Annotated in this window: 13 protein-coding genes; 2 read left to right on the forward strand and 11 right to left on the reverse strand. The window is 64.1% G+C overall.

Annotated elements, in window-relative coordinates:
- Positions 1 to 26: 26 nt before the first annotated feature.
- The 10 genes from NE851_RS04325 to NE851_RS04370 all read right to left on the reverse strand — a co-directional run bounded on the left by NE851_RS04325 (position 27) and on the right by NE851_RS04370 (position 11,383).
- A complete protein-coding gene (locus tag NE851_RS04325) occupies positions 27 to 890 on the reverse strand; it encodes a glycerophosphodiester phosphodiesterase (RefSeq protein ID WP_179867839.1) in 864 nt (287 codons plus the stop codon).
- A gap of 165 nt (positions 891 to 1,055) precedes the next feature.
- Positions 1,056 to 2,150, reverse strand: a complete 1,095-nt coding sequence (locus tag NE851_RS04330; protein WP_097630948.1) for a pyridoxal-phosphate-dependent aminotransferase family protein — start codon at positions 2,148 to 2,150, stop codon at positions 1,056 to 1,058.
- An 11-nt stretch (positions 2,151 to 2,161) separates the two neighbouring features.
- Positions 2,162 to 2,944 (reverse strand): ABC transporter ATP-binding protein, encoded by a 783-nt coding sequence (locus NE851_RS04335; protein ID WP_254955471.1) that lies wholly within the window; start codon positions 2,942 to 2,944, stop codon positions 2,162 to 2,164.
- Complete coding sequence (locus NE851_RS04340) at positions 2,941 to 3,729, reverse strand: ABC transporter ATP-binding protein (protein ID WP_097622792.1); 789 nt, start codon at positions 3,727 to 3,729, stop codon at positions 2,941 to 2,943. Before NE851_RS04340 ends, NE851_RS04335 begins: the two co-directional genes overlap by 4 nt.
- Positions 3,726 to 4,559 (reverse strand): ABC transporter permease, encoded by an 834-nt coding sequence (locus NE851_RS04345; protein WP_097622793.1) that lies wholly within the window; start codon positions 4,557 to 4,559, stop codon positions 3,726 to 3,728. Before NE851_RS04345 ends, NE851_RS04340 begins: the two co-directional genes overlap by 4 nt.
- Positions 4,556 to 5,545 carry an ABC transporter permease gene (locus NE851_RS04350; RefSeq protein ID WP_254955472.1) on the reverse strand — a complete coding sequence of 330 codons (990 nt, stop codon included), beginning with the start codon at positions 5,543 to 5,545 and terminating at the stop codon, positions 4,556 to 4,558. Before NE851_RS04350 ends, NE851_RS04345 begins: the two co-directional genes overlap by 4 nt.
- A 40-nt stretch (positions 5,546 to 5,585) precedes the next feature.
- Positions 5,586 to 7,196, reverse strand: coding sequence for an ABC transporter substrate-binding protein (locus NE851_RS04355; protein WP_097622795.1), 1,611 nt, complete (start codon positions 7,194 to 7,196; stop codon positions 5,586 to 5,588).
- 229 nt (positions 7,197 to 7,425) lie between these two features.
- Complete coding sequence (locus NE851_RS04360) at positions 7,426 to 8,823, reverse strand: LLM class flavin-dependent oxidoreductase (protein ID WP_254955473.1); 1,398 nt, start codon at positions 8,821 to 8,823, stop codon at positions 7,426 to 7,428.
- A gap of 17 nt (positions 8,824 to 8,840) precedes the next feature.
- Positions 8,841 to 9,902: an ABC transporter permease gene (locus NE851_RS04365; RefSeq protein WP_097594792.1), complete on the reverse strand. Its 1,062-nt coding sequence runs from the start codon at positions 9,900 to 9,902 to the stop codon at positions 8,841 to 8,843.
- Entirely contained in the window at positions 9,899 to 11,383 is a 1,485-nt protein-coding gene (locus NE851_RS04370) for a sugar ABC transporter ATP-binding protein (RefSeq protein WP_097594791.1), read from the reverse strand. The genes NE851_RS04365 and NE851_RS04370 overlap by 4 nt, the downstream gene beginning before the upstream one ends.
- Positions 11,384 to 11,616: 233 nt before the next feature.
- On the opposite strand from NE851_RS04370, the gene NE851_RS04375 reads away from it, so the two are divergent.
- Together NE851_RS04375 and NE851_RS04380 are read left to right on the forward strand one after the other, a co-directional pair.
- Positions 11,617 to 12,663 carry a substrate-binding domain-containing protein gene (locus tag NE851_RS04375; protein WP_063476107.1) on the forward strand — a complete coding sequence of 349 codons (1,047 nt, stop codon included), beginning with the start codon at positions 11,617 to 11,619 and terminating at the stop codon, positions 12,661 to 12,663.
- 76 nt (positions 12,664 to 12,739) lie between these two features.
- Positions 12,740 to 13,948, forward strand: coding sequence for an acyl-CoA dehydrogenase family protein (locus NE851_RS04380; RefSeq protein WP_097594790.1), 1,209 nt, complete (start codon positions 12,740 to 12,742; stop codon positions 13,946 to 13,948).
- Between the two features lie 81 nt (positions 13,949 to 14,029).
- Here the strand turns inward: NE851_RS04380 and NE851_RS04385 are convergent, their stop codons facing one another.
- On the reverse strand, positions 14,030 to 15,247 hold the full coding sequence (locus NE851_RS04385; protein ID WP_183907585.1) for an SfnB family sulfur acquisition oxidoreductase: 1,218 nt from the start codon (positions 15,245 to 15,247) through the stop codon (positions 14,030 to 14,032).
- Positions 15,248 to 15,512: the final 265 nt, after the last annotated feature.

Below are 15,512 nucleotides of genomic sequence, written 5' to 3' on the forward strand. Positions count from 1 at the left end.
TCGAAATGATACTCCGATGCTTGTCGTTAGACTGCCATGCGGCGGCGCCAGGCGCGTTCGGTCGCCGGTGCCTCGTCGGTGGTGATCTGATCCGGCTTCAGGGCCATCAGCGCCGAGAAATTCAACCATTCCTCTTCGCTGAAACCAGCCTCCGGATCCTTCAGGGTGAAGGTCCAGGCATCGACGCGTTTGCCTTGATCCTGGCAGAGCGCGATCATGTCGAGACCGTCCCTGGCGGCGTCCAGGATCAGTGACCACTGCAAATAAATCGTGTCCGGTTCGGTCGGGCCGCGCAGGTCGGCGCGCAATTCCGCCTCGACAGCCTTCCAGCCGCGAGCCTTGCTGATATCGTAGAGCTTGTCGGTGGGGTCGATCCCGCGCAGCAGATGCGGAAGCTTCTCCTTGACCGCGACGATGAGATCGAGACTGCCGCCGCTAACGATCACCGAGGCGGCGATATGGCGGAAATGCGCGGCAAGATGCTCAATGCCCCTGGCGCCGATCGCCTCGTAGTCGTCCTTCATGTCGAATTGCAGCAGCGCGGCCGGATGGGCGGATTGCAGCATGGCAGCGAGATCTTCGCTGAGGATCAGCGGCCGGTCGCCCTCCTGCATCCTGATATCGCCGAGGTCACCAAGGCTTTTTTCGGCGATCGGTCCATGCCCGGTCGTTTCGCCTTCGAGGTCCTCGTCGTGCAGCACGACGAAACCGCTATCGGCGCGCACGCGCAGATCGAGCTCCATCGAAGCGCCGGCGGCAAATCCTTCCGCCATAACCTCGGCTGAGAACAGCGGATCGGCAAACCGTTTGCGCAACCTATGCCATTTCAGGCGGGTGCGGTGCCCCTCATGCGAAATCTCCAGGCCCTGCGCATCCAGCAATCTCGTCATCTGCACCAAGTCTCCACGATGCCTCTCTCCTGCCTTGGCGAGCGACGATTATCAAGGACTGAATACGGCTTTATCGGGATGCCGGAGGGTTTTTGCCGGGCCAAGCGTAAGCCGGGCGGCGGCCTTGTGGTCATCGACATGCCGTCCCGGTTCCGGGAACATCTCTCAGCGGCTATAGGCCGACGAAATCGCCTCCGAAGCGGCTGATATATCCGCGAGATGACCGGCCTGCCTGAGGGCCGCGCCATAGGCCACGACATTCGACAGCACCGTCTGGAATGTGGCGCGCGGACCTGTGTGGTTCAGCCGCACGAGACGGGCCGGCGCGGTTCCGACACCTTCGGTCAGCTCGACCCCCAGTCGTCCGGCGGCAGTGATCAGCACGGCAGGTGCCAGCGCCTCCGGCACCGGCACCGCCGTCACCAGGTTCGACGCCTTTGCTGCCGGCACCCAGACCGGAGTTCCGAGTGCCGCAAGCCCCGCCCGTGTTGCCGATGCGGCAAGCGCATGGCGGGCGACCACATTCTCCAGGCCTTCGGCTTCGATGCGGTCGAGCGACGTTTCCAGCGCGAAGAATTCCAGCGGCGCCGGCGTTCCCGGCAGGCCGAACCGGCCGCTATCGACCCAGCTCTTCATGTCCGCCAAAGACAAGATCGAATCGCGCGGTGCGCCATCTCGGAGAATGAAATCCCAGGCACGGCGGCTGACCGAGAGCGCGGAGACACCAGCCGGACCGCCGAGTGCCTTCTGCGGGCCGATCACCGCGATGTCGATGCCGAGATCGTCGACATCGAATTCGTGACCGCCGACCGAGGCGACCGCATCGACGACGGTGACGATGCCGTGATCACGCGCAAGCGCCAGTATCTCGGGCAGGGGATTGAGAATGCCGCTGGCGGATTCGGCATGAACCAGAGCGAGCACATCGATGCGAGAACCGGCGTCGAGTGCTTTGGCGACGGCATCGATCTCGATCGGCAGGCCTGGTTCGGCGACGATATCGGCAACCGTTGCACCGCCCCGCCGCAGCCATTGCCCGAACCAACCGCCATAGAGGCTGGTGACGATGTTGAGTGCGGCAAGGCCGGGGCGCGCAAGGCTGACCGCTGCCGCCTCCAGCGCCACCACTGCCTCTGCCTGCACAAGCAATATGTCGCCACGGCTGCGCAATAGGCGGCCGATCCTGTCGGCAAGGGCTGCGTAGCGTTCCGCGGGATAGGAGGGTACGCCATGCAGGGGATTCCAACCAAGATCGGACATGGATACTTCCTTCAGCAGGGATCGGTCGCGAGACGGGGCACGGCGGCAACGAGCGCGCGAGCGGCATCGGATTGCGGCGCGGCAACGAGCGCCGCGGCCGGACCGGTCTCGACGATCCGCCCGCCATCCATGACGGCGATGCGGTGGGAAACGGCGCGGACCACGGCAAGATCGTGTGAAATGAACAGACAGGCAATGCCCTGTTCTTTCTGCAGATCGACCAGAAGTTCCAGGATCCTGCCGCGCACGGTGACGTCGAGGGCCGATACGGCTTCGTCCAGCACCAGCAGCGAGGGCCGTGCCGCAATCGCCCGGGCGATCGCCACGCGCTGCCGCTGGCCACCGGACAGCGCGCGGACCGGCCGGCCGGCATAGTCGGCGGGCAGGCCGACACGCTCGAGAAGCATGGCGATCTCGCCGGGGCGCCGGTCTTTCGCGACGACGCCGTGGATGCGAAGCGGATCGTCGAGCACGGCGCCAACGCTCGCCAGCGGATTGAAGACTGCGAGCGGGTCCTGGAACACAATCTGCATGCGCGCCCGCCGGCGGCGCAACGACGCACCGTTCAGGGCAAGCCAATCCACCCCCTCGAAGCGGATCGACCCGGCATCGGCGCTGAGAAGCCGCAGCAGGATGCGCGACAGCGTCGATTTCCCACTGCCGGAGGCCCCGACGAGACCGAGCGTTTCGCCGGCTGAGATCGTCAGCGACACATTGTCGAGGGCGGCAACCTGGCGCGCGCCGGAAGAAAACCCTTTCGACAGGTTTTCGACGGAAAGCAGCACATCGTTCATGGCTGCACCTCCGTGATCAGCGGCGGCGTCGCGAGGTCGCGATGGCTGGCGATCAGGGCGGCGGTGTAGTCGCTTTTCGGCGCCGAAAGCACGGAACGGACGGGGCCAGCCTCGACCAGCCTCGCATTGCGGAAGACGGCGATGCGGTCGACGAAACCGGAGGCAAGCGCGATGTCGTGGGTGATGAACAGCAGCGTCATGCCGTCCTCGCGCACCAACCCGTCGAGCAGACGGACAATCTCGGCCTGGACGACCACGTCGAGCGCGCTGGTCGCCTCGTCGGCGATCAGCAGCGCAGGCCTCGCAGCGATGGCTGCGGCGATCGCCACGCGCTGGCGCTGGCCGCCGGAAAGCTGATGCGGAAAGGCCCGCATGGTCTTTTCAGGCTGCGGTATCCGCACCCGTCCGAGCAATTCCTCAGCTCTGACATAGGCTTGTTTCCAGCTGAGACCGAGATGGCGCCTGGCGCCCTCGGCGACCTGCTCTCCGATCGTCAGCACGGGATTGAGACTGGAGCCGGGATCCTGGAAGACGACACCGAAATCGCGTCCCGGGCGGGGCGCATGGCCTAGTCCGGGCCAGAGCATCTCGCCGCCGACCCTCGCACCCTCCGGCAGCAGGCCGGCTAGCGCGCGGGCGAGTGTGCTCTTGCCGGAGCCGCTTTCGCCGATGATTGCCAGTCTTTCGCCGGCGACGATATCGAGATCGATACCGTCGAGCGCGGCCGCGACACCGCGCCCATAGGTGACCGAAAGCTGTCGCAGGCTGCAGAAAATACCGCTCATGCCGCCCCCACGTCATTATCGCCGAGCGCCTGGCCGAGACCCTCGCTAAAGAGATGGACGCCGAGCACGGTCACGGCGAGGGCAGCGCCCGGTATGATCGAGAGATAGGATGCCGAACGCAGTACGCTGCGGCCCTCGGCAATCATCGAACCCCAGGTGGCGATATTGGGATTGCCGAGGCCAAGGAAGGACAGCGCTGCCTCGGTGAGAACAGCACCGGCGACGATGGTGGCGGAAAGCGCCAGCACCGGCGGCAGCGCGTTCGGCAGGATTTCCCGAAAGGCGATTTCGGCCGGATGCATGCCGATCACCCTTGCCGAGGCGACATAATCCTGCTCGCGGATCGCAAGCACCTGCGCTCGCGTCAGCCGTGCCGGATCGGCCCACGTCCCGAGTGCGATGGCAAGGACGATAATGGGCGTCGACACCCCGATGGTGCTGACGAAGGCAAGGGCGAGGAGAAAAGCCGGCACGATCTGGAAGGCGTCGACCACCCGCATCAGCGCCTCGTCAATGAGCCCGCCGGCAAAACCGGCTACCATGCCGACACAGAGCCCCAGCACCATGGCTGAAAACGCCGCCGCCAGGCCGACGGCAAGCGACGTCCGCGCGCCATAGAGCAGCCCCGCCAGGACGTCGCGACCGAGACGGTCGGTGCCGAGCGGAAAAGCCGGATCGGTGAACGGCGCCAGCAACGCGCGGCCGGCGATCCTCAGCGGATCGCCCGGCGAAACGACGGGAGCGAGCAGCCCGGCCAAAAGGAGGATGAGAAGGATCGCCAGTCCGGCCGCACCTTCCGGTGTGCGCAGCAGGCGCCGCAGCCAGTTCATACGCCGCCCTCCGATGCGCCGATGCGCGGATCGAGCGCGGCATAGACGAGATCGACGAGGACATTGACCGATATGACGAGGACGGCACTGGTGACGACGATGCCCATCAACAGCGGCGCGTCGCGGCCGTTGACCGCCTCCTGCGCCAGCCGGCCGAAACCGGGGATCGCAAAGACACTCTCGATCACCACGCTGCCGCCGAGCATGGCCGCCGATTGCAGCCCGAGCATGGTGACGAGCGGCAGCAGCGCATTGCGCGCCACGTGACGCAGCACGATACGGCTGCGCGACAGGCCCTTGGCGCGGGCGAAGAGCACGAAATCGAGCTTCCAGGCCTCGGCCATACCGCTGCGCATCACCCGCAGGAACAAGGCGAGATAGATCAGCGCGAGCGCGCCCACCGGCAGAACCAAATGATCAGCAATGTCGAGCGCGCGGGCAAATCCCGTCTTGCCGGAAGCGATTGTTTCCACGCCGGCGATCGGAAACCAACGCAGCTTCACCGAGAAAACGATACTGAGAACCAGGCCGAGCCAGAAACTCGGAATGGCATAGACGATCAGTGAGCCGATCGACAGCATCCGATCTCGCACGCTACCCGGCCGCGCCCCGGCAAGGATGCCGAGCGCCGAGCCGATACCAAAGGAGAGTGCCGTCGCGCTGCCCATCAGCAGCAGCGTATTGGGCAGGCGCTCTGTGATGAGCACGCCGACTGGCCGGTTGAAGGCGACCGACCAGCCGAGATCGAACCGCGCCAGCGAGGAAAGGTAGAGCCAGAGGCGCGCAAACATCGACTGGTCGAGGCCGTAGCTCTCGCGCAGCGACTGCCTCAGTGCGGCATCGCCGCCGCCGATCGAACCGAGATAGGCGTCGACGGCATCGCCCGAGGCGGATTCGAGCAGGAAAAAGGTGAAGATCACCACGATCAGCAGCACCGGAATGCTGCTGATTGCCCTGCGCCTCAGGAGGATGATGGCTCGTTTCACGCCGGACAGGGCCTCTGGAAGAGAATTGCTGCCGATCCTATCACGATTGCAGCGCGGTATCGCCCCAGTTCGAGACCGCCCAGCGCGGATTGTCCGCAACATTGAGCACGGTGTCGCGCGCGACGGTGATGAACCCCCATTCCACCACGTTGATCAGCGGCAGATCGGCGACGACGAGCTGCTGAAACTTGCGGTAGAGATCCGTGCGCGCCGCCGTGTCGACCGTCTCGGAGGCCTGTTTGATGATCTTGTCGAGCTCCGGATTGACGTAGCCGCCCTGGTTGGAGAAGGGCACGCCGGCTGGCGTCCCGGACTGAACGAGAATCGTGGTGGAGATCGCCGGATCGCCGCGGAAGACCGGCGGGCCGACGGCAAGGTCGAAGTCGTGATCGGTATAAACAGCCTTCTGGTGCGCGGCCGCATCGGCATTAACGATCTCGGCATCGATGCCGATGACGGCGAGCGCTTGGCGAAGGTAATCGCCGAACTGGCGGGTCTCGTTGAAATAGGGTGCGGGGCGCAGCTTCAGCGAGAAACGGTTACCATCAGGCCCTTGTTTGTAACCCGCCTTGTCGAGAATATCGTTGGCGGCGGCGGGGTCGAACGCATAGGTCGCGACATCGGATGTATAGAATTCCGGCGCATTCTTCGGCACCGGGCCGGTCGCAGCGGCGGCGTAACCGAGGAAGATGGTGTCGACCACGAATTTCTTGTCGATCGCCTGGGCGATCGCCTGACGGACCCGGAGATCGGCCAGTTCCTTGCGGCGGTGATTGATCTCGACGACGAGCTGGTAGGTCAAAGCCTCGTAGCCTTTGGAGATCACCTTGATGCCCTCGACCTTGGAGATGCGGTCGAGATCGGCAAGCGGCACCGCCGAAAAGGCGGCAAGCTGGATTTCGTCAGCCTCGAGTGCGGCACCCGCAGCCTCGCGATCGGGCAGCACGCGGAAGACGATCTCGTCGAGTTTCGGCTGCTCCTTGTCCCAGTAACTCTCATTGCGCACCAGCCGGTAATATTCGCCGGATTTGTGTTCGGCGAACTTGAACGGCCCGGTACCGACAAGCGTGGTGTTAGCCGGATTGGTGGCAATATCGGTACCGTCGAAGATGTGTTTGGCGACGACGCTGGTGACGACAGGCAGGGCGTTGCGGATGAGCTGGAACGGCGTCGGCTTGGAGAAGCGGAAGATGGCGGTGTAGTCATCGGGCGTATCGACGGCTTCGAGATTGGCGAAGACCAGGCGGCCGAGATTCTGCAGCGGCTTCCAGATGTTGAGCGCCGAGAAGGCGACATCGACCGAGGTGAACGGCTTGCCGTCGTGCCAGGTCACGCCGTCGCGCAGCTTGAAGGTGACGGAGAGGCCGTCGGCCGACCCCTCCCAGGAGGTGGCGAGACGCGGCGCAAGCCCGTCCTTGCCGTCGAACGAGGCTTCGGCAAGCGGCTCGATCACCTTGCTCGCAACGAAGAAGACGCCGTTGGAGGCGACGATCGCCGGATTGAGGTTCTTCGGTTCGGAATCGGCCGCAACGATCAGCCGGCCACCGGCAGGCGCCGCCTGCGCCAGCGCCTGGCGAGCGAGCGTCGTCGAAGCGAGGAGCAGGGCGGTGCCCTTCATCAGTGTGCGCCGCGAGATAGATGGTACGGTCATGACCCCTCCTGATCGATCGAATTTCAAGCGCCCATATTCAGGGTGAAACGCCGATTGTCATAGAGGTTAAATTCTAAACCTCGGACACCGCGAGACATTTTTTGTCACCCAGAGCGCCGCGCGTCCAACAGGACGCGCTAAGGACGCTCTATCACTTTGATTGGCGCATCATCCTCCCCGAAAATCGGATCCGATTTTCGGGGAGGATGATGCGCCGGTCATTATTCACTCAGCCACTGGCGGCGACGCGGGTGGGCTCGCCGAAGAGATTGCGATAGGCAGCCCCGGGATGCGGCGCAACGAGCCGCGGCCCCGCTCCCCCGAGTTTTTCCCGCAGCGTTCCCTTGGCATAGTCGGTCTTGTAGACGCCGCGCTTTTGCAGTTCCGGCACCAGCAGATCGACGGCATCCTCGAAACTCTCGGGTGTCACGGCATAGGCGAGGTTGAAGCCGTCGACATCGGTGTCCTCGACCCATTCCTGCATCAGATCGGCAACCGTCTGCGGCGAGCCGACGAAGACCGGGCCGAAACCGCCGACGCCGACCCAATCGGCCATTTCGCGCACCGTCCATTCCTTGGTGGGATCGATGGTGGTGAAGGTCTCGACAGCCGATTGCACCGCATTGGTATGGCGGTGCCGCAACACTTCGTCCGGCCCGAACTGGCCGAAATCGATGCCGGTCCAGCCGGAGATTAGCGTTAGCGCGCCCTCGAAGGAGGCATATTTGCGGTATTCGTTGAATTTCCGCTGTGCCTCCGCATCCGTTTCACCGAGGATCACGGTCTGCAGGTTGAAAGCAAGGATTTCGCGCGGGTTGCGGCCGACGCGTTCGGCCGCCTCGCGGACATTGGCGACATAGCGCTTCAGCACCGCCTTCGACGGTGAAGCGACGAAGATGCATTCGGCATGGGCGCCGGCGAAATCCTTGCCGCGGCTGGAGGCGCCGGCCTGGTAGAGCACCGGTGTGCGCTGTGGCGAGGGTTCGCTCAAGTGAATGCCGGGCACGTTGAAATGCCTGCCGGAATGGCGGATCGGGTGGACCTTGTCCGGATGGGTGAAGATGCCGGTTTCGCGGTCGCGCACGACAGCGCCATCCTCCCAGCTTCCCTCCCAGAGCTTGTAGCAGACTTCCAGATATTCCTCGGCAAGATCGTAGCGGTCATCGTGCTTCGTCTGCGCCGGCTGGCCGATATTGAGCGCGCCGCTGTTGAGGTAGGAGGTGACGATATTCCAGCCGACGCGCCCCTTGGTCAGGTGGTCGAGCGTCGAGATGCGGCGGGCGAAGGTGTAGGGATGCTCGAAGGAGAGCGACGCCGTCAGGCCGAAGCCGAGATGTTCGGTCGCGTAGGCCATAGTCGGGATGAGCTGCAACGGGTCGTTGACCGGCACCTGCGCCGAATGGCGAAGGGCGGCATCGACATTGCCGTTCAGCACATCATAGACGCCGAGCACGTCGGCGATGAACAGCCCGTCGAACTTGCCGCGTTCCAGCGTCTTGGCCAGATGCACCCAGTAGTCGAGATCCTTGTAGGTCCAGGACTTGTCGCGCGGATGGCGCCAGAGCCCCGGCGACTGGTGTCCGACGCAATTCATGTCGAAGGCGTTGAGCCTGATTTCGCGGGTCATGTCTTTCTTCCTTGGAATTAGGGATTGCTGCGGCCAAGGCCGTAGGTCAGCGCTAAGGCTCCGACGAGCACGGCGCCCTTGACGAAATCCTGGGTGTAATAAGGGGCGTTCAGCATGGTGAGACCGTTCAGCAGCACCCCGACGAAGACGGCGCCGGCAATGGTGCCGAGCACGTTCGGGCGGCGCAGATTGAGGACGGCAAAACCGATCAGCGCGGCGGCGACGGAATCCATCAGCAACGAGCCGCCGGAGGAGACATCGCCACGCCCGACGCGGGCGGCGATGACGATGCCGCCCAGCGCCGCCAGCGTGCCCGAAATCACATAGGCGAGCGTCTTCAGCCGGACTGTGGACGCGCCGGCAAGCCGGGTCGCGACCTCGTTGCCACCGGTCGCAAACAGCAGCCGGCCGATGCGGGTGCGTTCGGTGAGAATGAAAAGCGCGACGGCGACCACCGCCATCAGTACCACGGCAACCGGCAGGGTGCCGAGGATGCTGTAGCGGCCGATCAGAAGAAAGGCCGGGTCGTAGGCGCCGGTCGCCTTCGAACCGTCGGGCAGGGTGAGGCCCGCCGAAATCGACCGGCCGGCGGTCGGGATCAGTTGCAGACCGGAAAGCAGGAACATCATCGCCAGCGTCGCCAGGAGATCCGGCACCTTCAGGCGCACGATCAGGAAGGCGTTGACGAGACCGATCAGGGCGCCGAAGGCGAGCACCAGCGGTACCGTCACATAGGCATCGAGATGCCAGACGATCATCGCATAACTCGCCGCCATCACGCTCGATGCGGCGACCGCGCCGATCGACAGGTCGAAACCGCCGACGGCCAGCGTCACGGTGACGCCGGCGCCGAGAATGGCGACGACGGACACTGCCTGCAGAATACTCATCAGATTGGCGATATTGATGAAGGCGGGCTCGGCGATGGTGAAGCCGATGACGAGAGCCGTAAGCAGGATGAACACCGCACCCGCCCGGAGGAACGCCCCGAAGGCGGCAAGACGACCATTATCGGCTTGCGGTGATGCCTTCGGCCGGGCGCTTGCCTGCGGAAGAGTGTCGTCGTCGATCGTCGTCATGCGGATATTCCCTGGATTACGGAGGCAAAAGCGGCCCCGTGTGCCGCGGGCCTCAACACGTGGCGGTCGATGACGAGGATGCGGTCGGCCACTTCATAGGCCTCCTCCGGGTCGGAGGTCGCGATCAGCGTCGCCCGGTCGGTGCGGGCGCGGATTGCCCGGATGATGTCATGACGGGCGCCGACGTCGACACCCTGGAAGGGTTCGTCGAGCAGTAGCAGCCGGCTCGGTTCAGCCTCCCAGCGGGCGATCACCGCCTTCTGCTGGTTGCCGCCGGAGAGCGACCAGATCGAGGCGAGGGGACCGGCGGCCTTGATGCCGAGACGGACGATCGCCTGCTCGGCCTCGCGTCGTTCACGGCCACCGACCAGGAAACCGCGCGGATACCATTTGCCAAGATGCGGCAGGCTGATCGTCGCCGACAGCGAATGGCCGGGCCATGCCGGCGGCATCAGCGATGAACGGTGCCGGTCTTCGGCCGCCATCGCCACACCGGCGGCGATCGCTTCGGCCGGGCTTTTCGGCCGGTAAGGCCGGCCGTCGAGGAACATCGCGCCGCGCTCAAGCGCCGTCACGCCGAAGATCGCCTGGAGCAACCGGCTCTTGCCGGCGCCGAGCACGCCGGTAATCGCCACCACCTCGCCCTCATGCAAGGACAGATCGAAGGGCTCAGCTTCGGGGAGCAGGCTGATGTCGCGCATCTCGAAAATCGCCGGACCGGTCGCAGGCCGCGCATCCGGCCGGGCCGCATCCAGTCGGCGGCCGATCATCGTCTCGATGGCGCTCGAAAAATCGATCGGCCGCGAGAAGGTGCCGACGACGCGACCGCCGCGCATGACGAGCGCACGGTCGGCGATGGCTTCGAGATCGGCGGTGCGGTGCGAGATATAAAGGATCGCCAGGCCGCGCTTGCGCAGGCTGAGAAGAATATCGAAGAGGCGGCGGCTTTCCTCTCCGGAAAGGCTCGCCGTCGGCTCGTCGAGGATGAGCAGATCGGCGCGGTTGGCAAGCGCCCGGGCGATCGCCACCAGTTGCCGGTCGGCGCTGCCGAGGTCGCCGAAATCACGATCGATCGGCAGGCTGAAGCCGGCGGCATCGAGCATTGCCTGCGCGGCGCGGCGGATGCCGGCGCGCGAGACGAAGAAGGGCGCGCTCCGATCGGCGAACCGGTTGAGCAGCAGGGCATCGGCAACGCTCAGGCCAGCCGCGCCGACGAGATCCGTCGATTGATGCACCGTGACGACACCGGCCTTTGCCGCGTCGGCCGGGCTGCGCGGCGCAAAGGGGCGGCCATTGAAGCTGACCGTGCCGCCATCGGCCGGAAGGACGCCGGAGAGGATCTTTACCAGCGTCGATTTGCCCGCACCGTTGGCACCCATCAGCGCCACGATCTCACCGCGCTCCAGCGACAGTTCAGCACCGGCAAGCGCCCGCGTCGACCCGAAACTGCGGGTGATATTTTCAATGTGAAGAAGCGGCATCGATCATGTCCGGGACTGCATTTGTATCAGGAGTGTGCCCCGTCCGGGTGGTCGAACTCCAGGCACGCCTTTCCCTCACAAACTGTCCCCGGGAAACAAAGAATCTCCCGCAGCCCGGAAAATCGGATCATTTACTCTACTAAAAACATAGAGATTATATCTAAATAATCCGATGCGTCGCGGGGCTCCCAACCCGTCAGACGACGCTTCCGATTGCTAGAAGGAACGCGACGATGAAATCCCTCGCACGGCTCGCACTGTCTGCCGCCGTCATTCCGTTCATTTTCATTCAAGGCGCAAAAGCCGACGGCCTGTCCGGCGCTCCGGCCCCCTTTGATAAGGGCGGGGTCAAGGTGGCTCTGATCAGCTACATCTCGGCCGGCGATTTCTTCCAGGCCTACCAGGCCGGTGCGGAAGCCCAGGCCAAGGCGCTGGATATCGACCTGCGCGTCTTCCCCGGACGGCAGGACGCCGCCGAGCAGCGCGAGCAGATTCTGCAGGCGATCAATCTCGGCGTCTCCGGGATCGTCATCGACCACGGCCTTCCGGAATCGCTCGGCGACGTCGTGCAGCAGGCGCTCGACAAGGGCATCAAGGTCGTGGCTTTCGACGTCAACCTCAACAACCCCAAGATCCCGCAGGTGGAGCAGAGCGATCACGAGCTCGCCTCGCTGGCGCTCGAACAGGTGGTGAAGGACAACGGCAAAGACTTCAACGCCGGTTATGTCTATGTCGCGGGTTTTGCGCCGCTCGACCGCCGCAACGAGGTCTGGGACAAGTTCAAGTCGGAGAATAAGGGCGTGGTCGAAAAGGCCCGTTTCGGCAATGTCAGCGACACGACGGCGACCTCGACCGCCGACCAGGCGAAGGCCGCGCTCACCGCCAATCCCGATATATCGGTCGTTTTTGCCCCCTATGATGAATTCGCCCGCGGTGTGAAGCTCGCCGCCAACGATCTCGGCATTTCAGCTAAGCTGAAGATCTATTCGGCCGACGTCTCGACCGCCGATATCCAGGAAATCACCGAGGAAGGCAGCCCCTGGGTTGCGACCGTCGCGACCAATCCGGCCGTCGTCGGCGCCGTCTCCATCCGTGCCGCTGCCCTCGAGATCGCCGGTCAGACGGTTCCCCATCAGATTACCGTGAAGCCGACGCTTCTGACGCAGGAGAGCCTGCGGGCGGCCGGCGTCAAGACGATCGAGGAACTGGCTGCGAAGATTCCGGCCTTCAGCACGAGCGATGCGGCAACCGCGAGCTGGATTCCGGACAAGCTTTTCTGAGGAGGTCACGCTGATCCTTCCGGCGGGAGCCTCAAGCTCCCGCCGGATCATCTTTTGGAGAATTGGAGTTTCGCCCATGAGCCAGTCCAATGTCGTCTTCGCGGCCAGCCGCAACCCAACCCGAGCAGACCTCTTTGCCCGTGCGGAGGATATCTCTGCCGATCTTTCCCGGCGCGCCGCAGACCTCGACCGCGAAGGCCGTCCCCCGCTCGCCGAGATCATCAAGTTGAAAAATGCCGGGCTGCTCAATGCGTTGCATCCCACCCAAATCGGTGGCGGCGGCCTCGACTGGGTCGATGGACTGAGGCTGGTGCGCATTCTCGCCCGCGGCGAAAGCTCGATCGGTCAGCTGCTCGGCTACCACTATGTCAACAGCCAGTATATCTATTGGGCCCTCGATGCCGCCCGTGCCCATGCGCTGGGCAGCGATACCGTCGCCAGGAACCTCTATTGGGGTGCGGCGGTCAATCCGCGCGATCCCGGGCTGGTGCTGACTCGTCGTGGCAACGGCTATGTGCTGAACGGACGCAAATCCTTCTCCACGGCGGCACGGGTCTCCGACTACATCAACGCCAATGCCACGCTCGACGACAAGATCGCCGGCTTCGCCGTGCCGACCAATCGCCCCGGCTATGTCGCCAATGACGACTGGGACAATATCGGCCAGCGCCTGTCCGACAGCGGCAGCGTCGAGTTCCGCGACTTCCCGGTCTACGAGGAGGATTTCGTCGGTGCGCCGGCTGCCCCCGACGCAGCGCCGCCTGTATTGTCGACCTTCAACACGCCGTTCATCCAGCTGGTCTTCGTCAACTTTTATCTCGGCACCGCCGAAGGCGCGCTGCAGGCGGCCGTCGATTACGTCAGAACCACCACCCGGCCGTGGATCACGTCAGGCGTCGAGCGGGCGGCCGACGATCCCTATATCCTCGAACGCGTCGGCGAATTCACCGCGGCGCTGAAGGCCTCGGCAGCCCTTGCCGACCATGCGGCGTCAGCCGTGCAGGCGGGTCTTGCCCGTGGCAGCGACGTGACGGCGCGCGAGCGCGGCGAGGCGGCGGCGGAAGCTTATACCGCCAAGGTGCACGCCACCCATGTGGCGCTCGACATCACCTCGCGCGTCTTCGAGCTGACCGGCGCCCGCTCGACGGCAGACAAATACCGTTTCGACCGGTTCTGGCGCAATGTCCGTACCCACACGCTGCACGACCCGGTCTTCTACAAGGCGAAAGAAGTCGGTGAATTCGTGCTGAACGACCGGATACCGGAGGTCAGCCTCTATAGCTGAGGCGGCCACGGCTTCATCGACAATGAAAAACCCCACTGCCGGCAGCGGCGGTGGGGTTTTCGTTTGAAAGCGACGAAGGCTTCAGAGCGCACCGTTCTTCGGCGGCGTCACGCCGTTCAGATGGTAGTTGCCGACGACATGGTATTTCCAGCGCACGGGATCGTGCAGCGTATGGGTGCGGGCATTCCGCCAATGGCGGTCGAGATTGAGACCTGTTTGTACCGACGAGGTTCCGGCAAGCTCGAAGAGCGTATTCGCCGCCTCGATCGCCACCTCTGTTGTCAGCACCTTGGCGGCGGCAACCGCAAGTGTGGCCTCAACCACCTTTTCCTCGGTCGTCTCGACCTGCGCGGCATCGACCTTGTGGCCAGCGCGCTCGACAAGAGCGGTTGCGGCTTCCAGCCGGATGGCGATCTGGCCGACCTTGGCGATCGTCAGCGGGTCGTCGGAAGCGCGATCGAGGCCGCTATCCATCCACGGGCGGGATTTCGTCCTGACGAAATCAAGCGTTTCGGCAAAGGCCGCCCGCGCGATCCCGAGATCGACACCGGCATGGATGATCTGGCCGACGGAACCGATCGTCGTCGGCCGCTCGAAACCCTTGTGATGGAAGACCACGGAATCGGCGCGGACATAGACATTGTCGAGGATCGTCGTGCCGCTGCCGGTGGTGCGCTGGCCGAAGCCGTCCCAGTCGTCGACGATCTCGACGCCTTCGGTGCCCTTCGGCACGAAGGCCATTGTCAGCCGATCCTCCGGATCGAGCGCGAAGACGGTGACCCAGTCGGCGAAGAGAACGCCGGTCGAATAGAATTTGCGGCCGTTGATCCGGTAGCCCGGACCATCGCGGGTGATGCGCGTGTTGTAATGGCCGACCGTCTTGGTGCCGCGCTCGGAAAGCGCATTGCCGAAACGATCGCCGGCCAGCACACGGCCGAAGAAATAACGCTGCTGCTCCTCGCCGCCATCGGTTCTAAGCGCCTCAAGAATATAGAAATGGTTCTGCGGGATCTGGCCGATCGAACCATCCGCCTCCGACAGGATCGCAGTGATCTCGGCAAGCACTGCGTTGGAGACGTCGAGCCCGCCATATTGCGCAGGCACGGTGATCGCGAGCAGACCGGACTGGGCGAGAAGATCGAGTTCGGTAAACGGCAGGATCCGGTCGGCATCGCGCTCGGCGGCGCGCGCGGCAAATTGGGCCGCCAGTCTGCGGGCGGTGGCGATCGCTTCCTCGTCGCTGCCGATACGGGCGGCCACGGGCCGGATCTGATCTGTTGACCTCAGCACTGTGTTCATCGATGTCTCCAATTCTGACGAGCCTATCGGTGAAAGAAATCGAGCGTCGAGATAAGAGCACAAATTCTATAGAAGCCATCGAAAATGAAAAGTGTTTGCTTATCAGTCTCCAACCGCCGCGATTAGGGTTTGCGTTCTGCACCGGCGCGGCCCAGGTAGCTTGGCAAGCGATAAAATTCCCACCCGGAATTGCCGCTTCCGGTCTCGATTTGATTTCGGCGACTTCCTACGTAACCGATATCCCGCTCCGTCGCCGCGACGGTTG

The organism is Rhizobium anhuiense bv. trifolii (genome assembly GCF_024346605.1).
In the GTDB taxonomy this organism is placed as follows: domain Bacteria; phylum Pseudomonadota; class Alphaproteobacteria; order Rhizobiales; family Rhizobiaceae; genus Rhizobium; species Rhizobium anhuiense.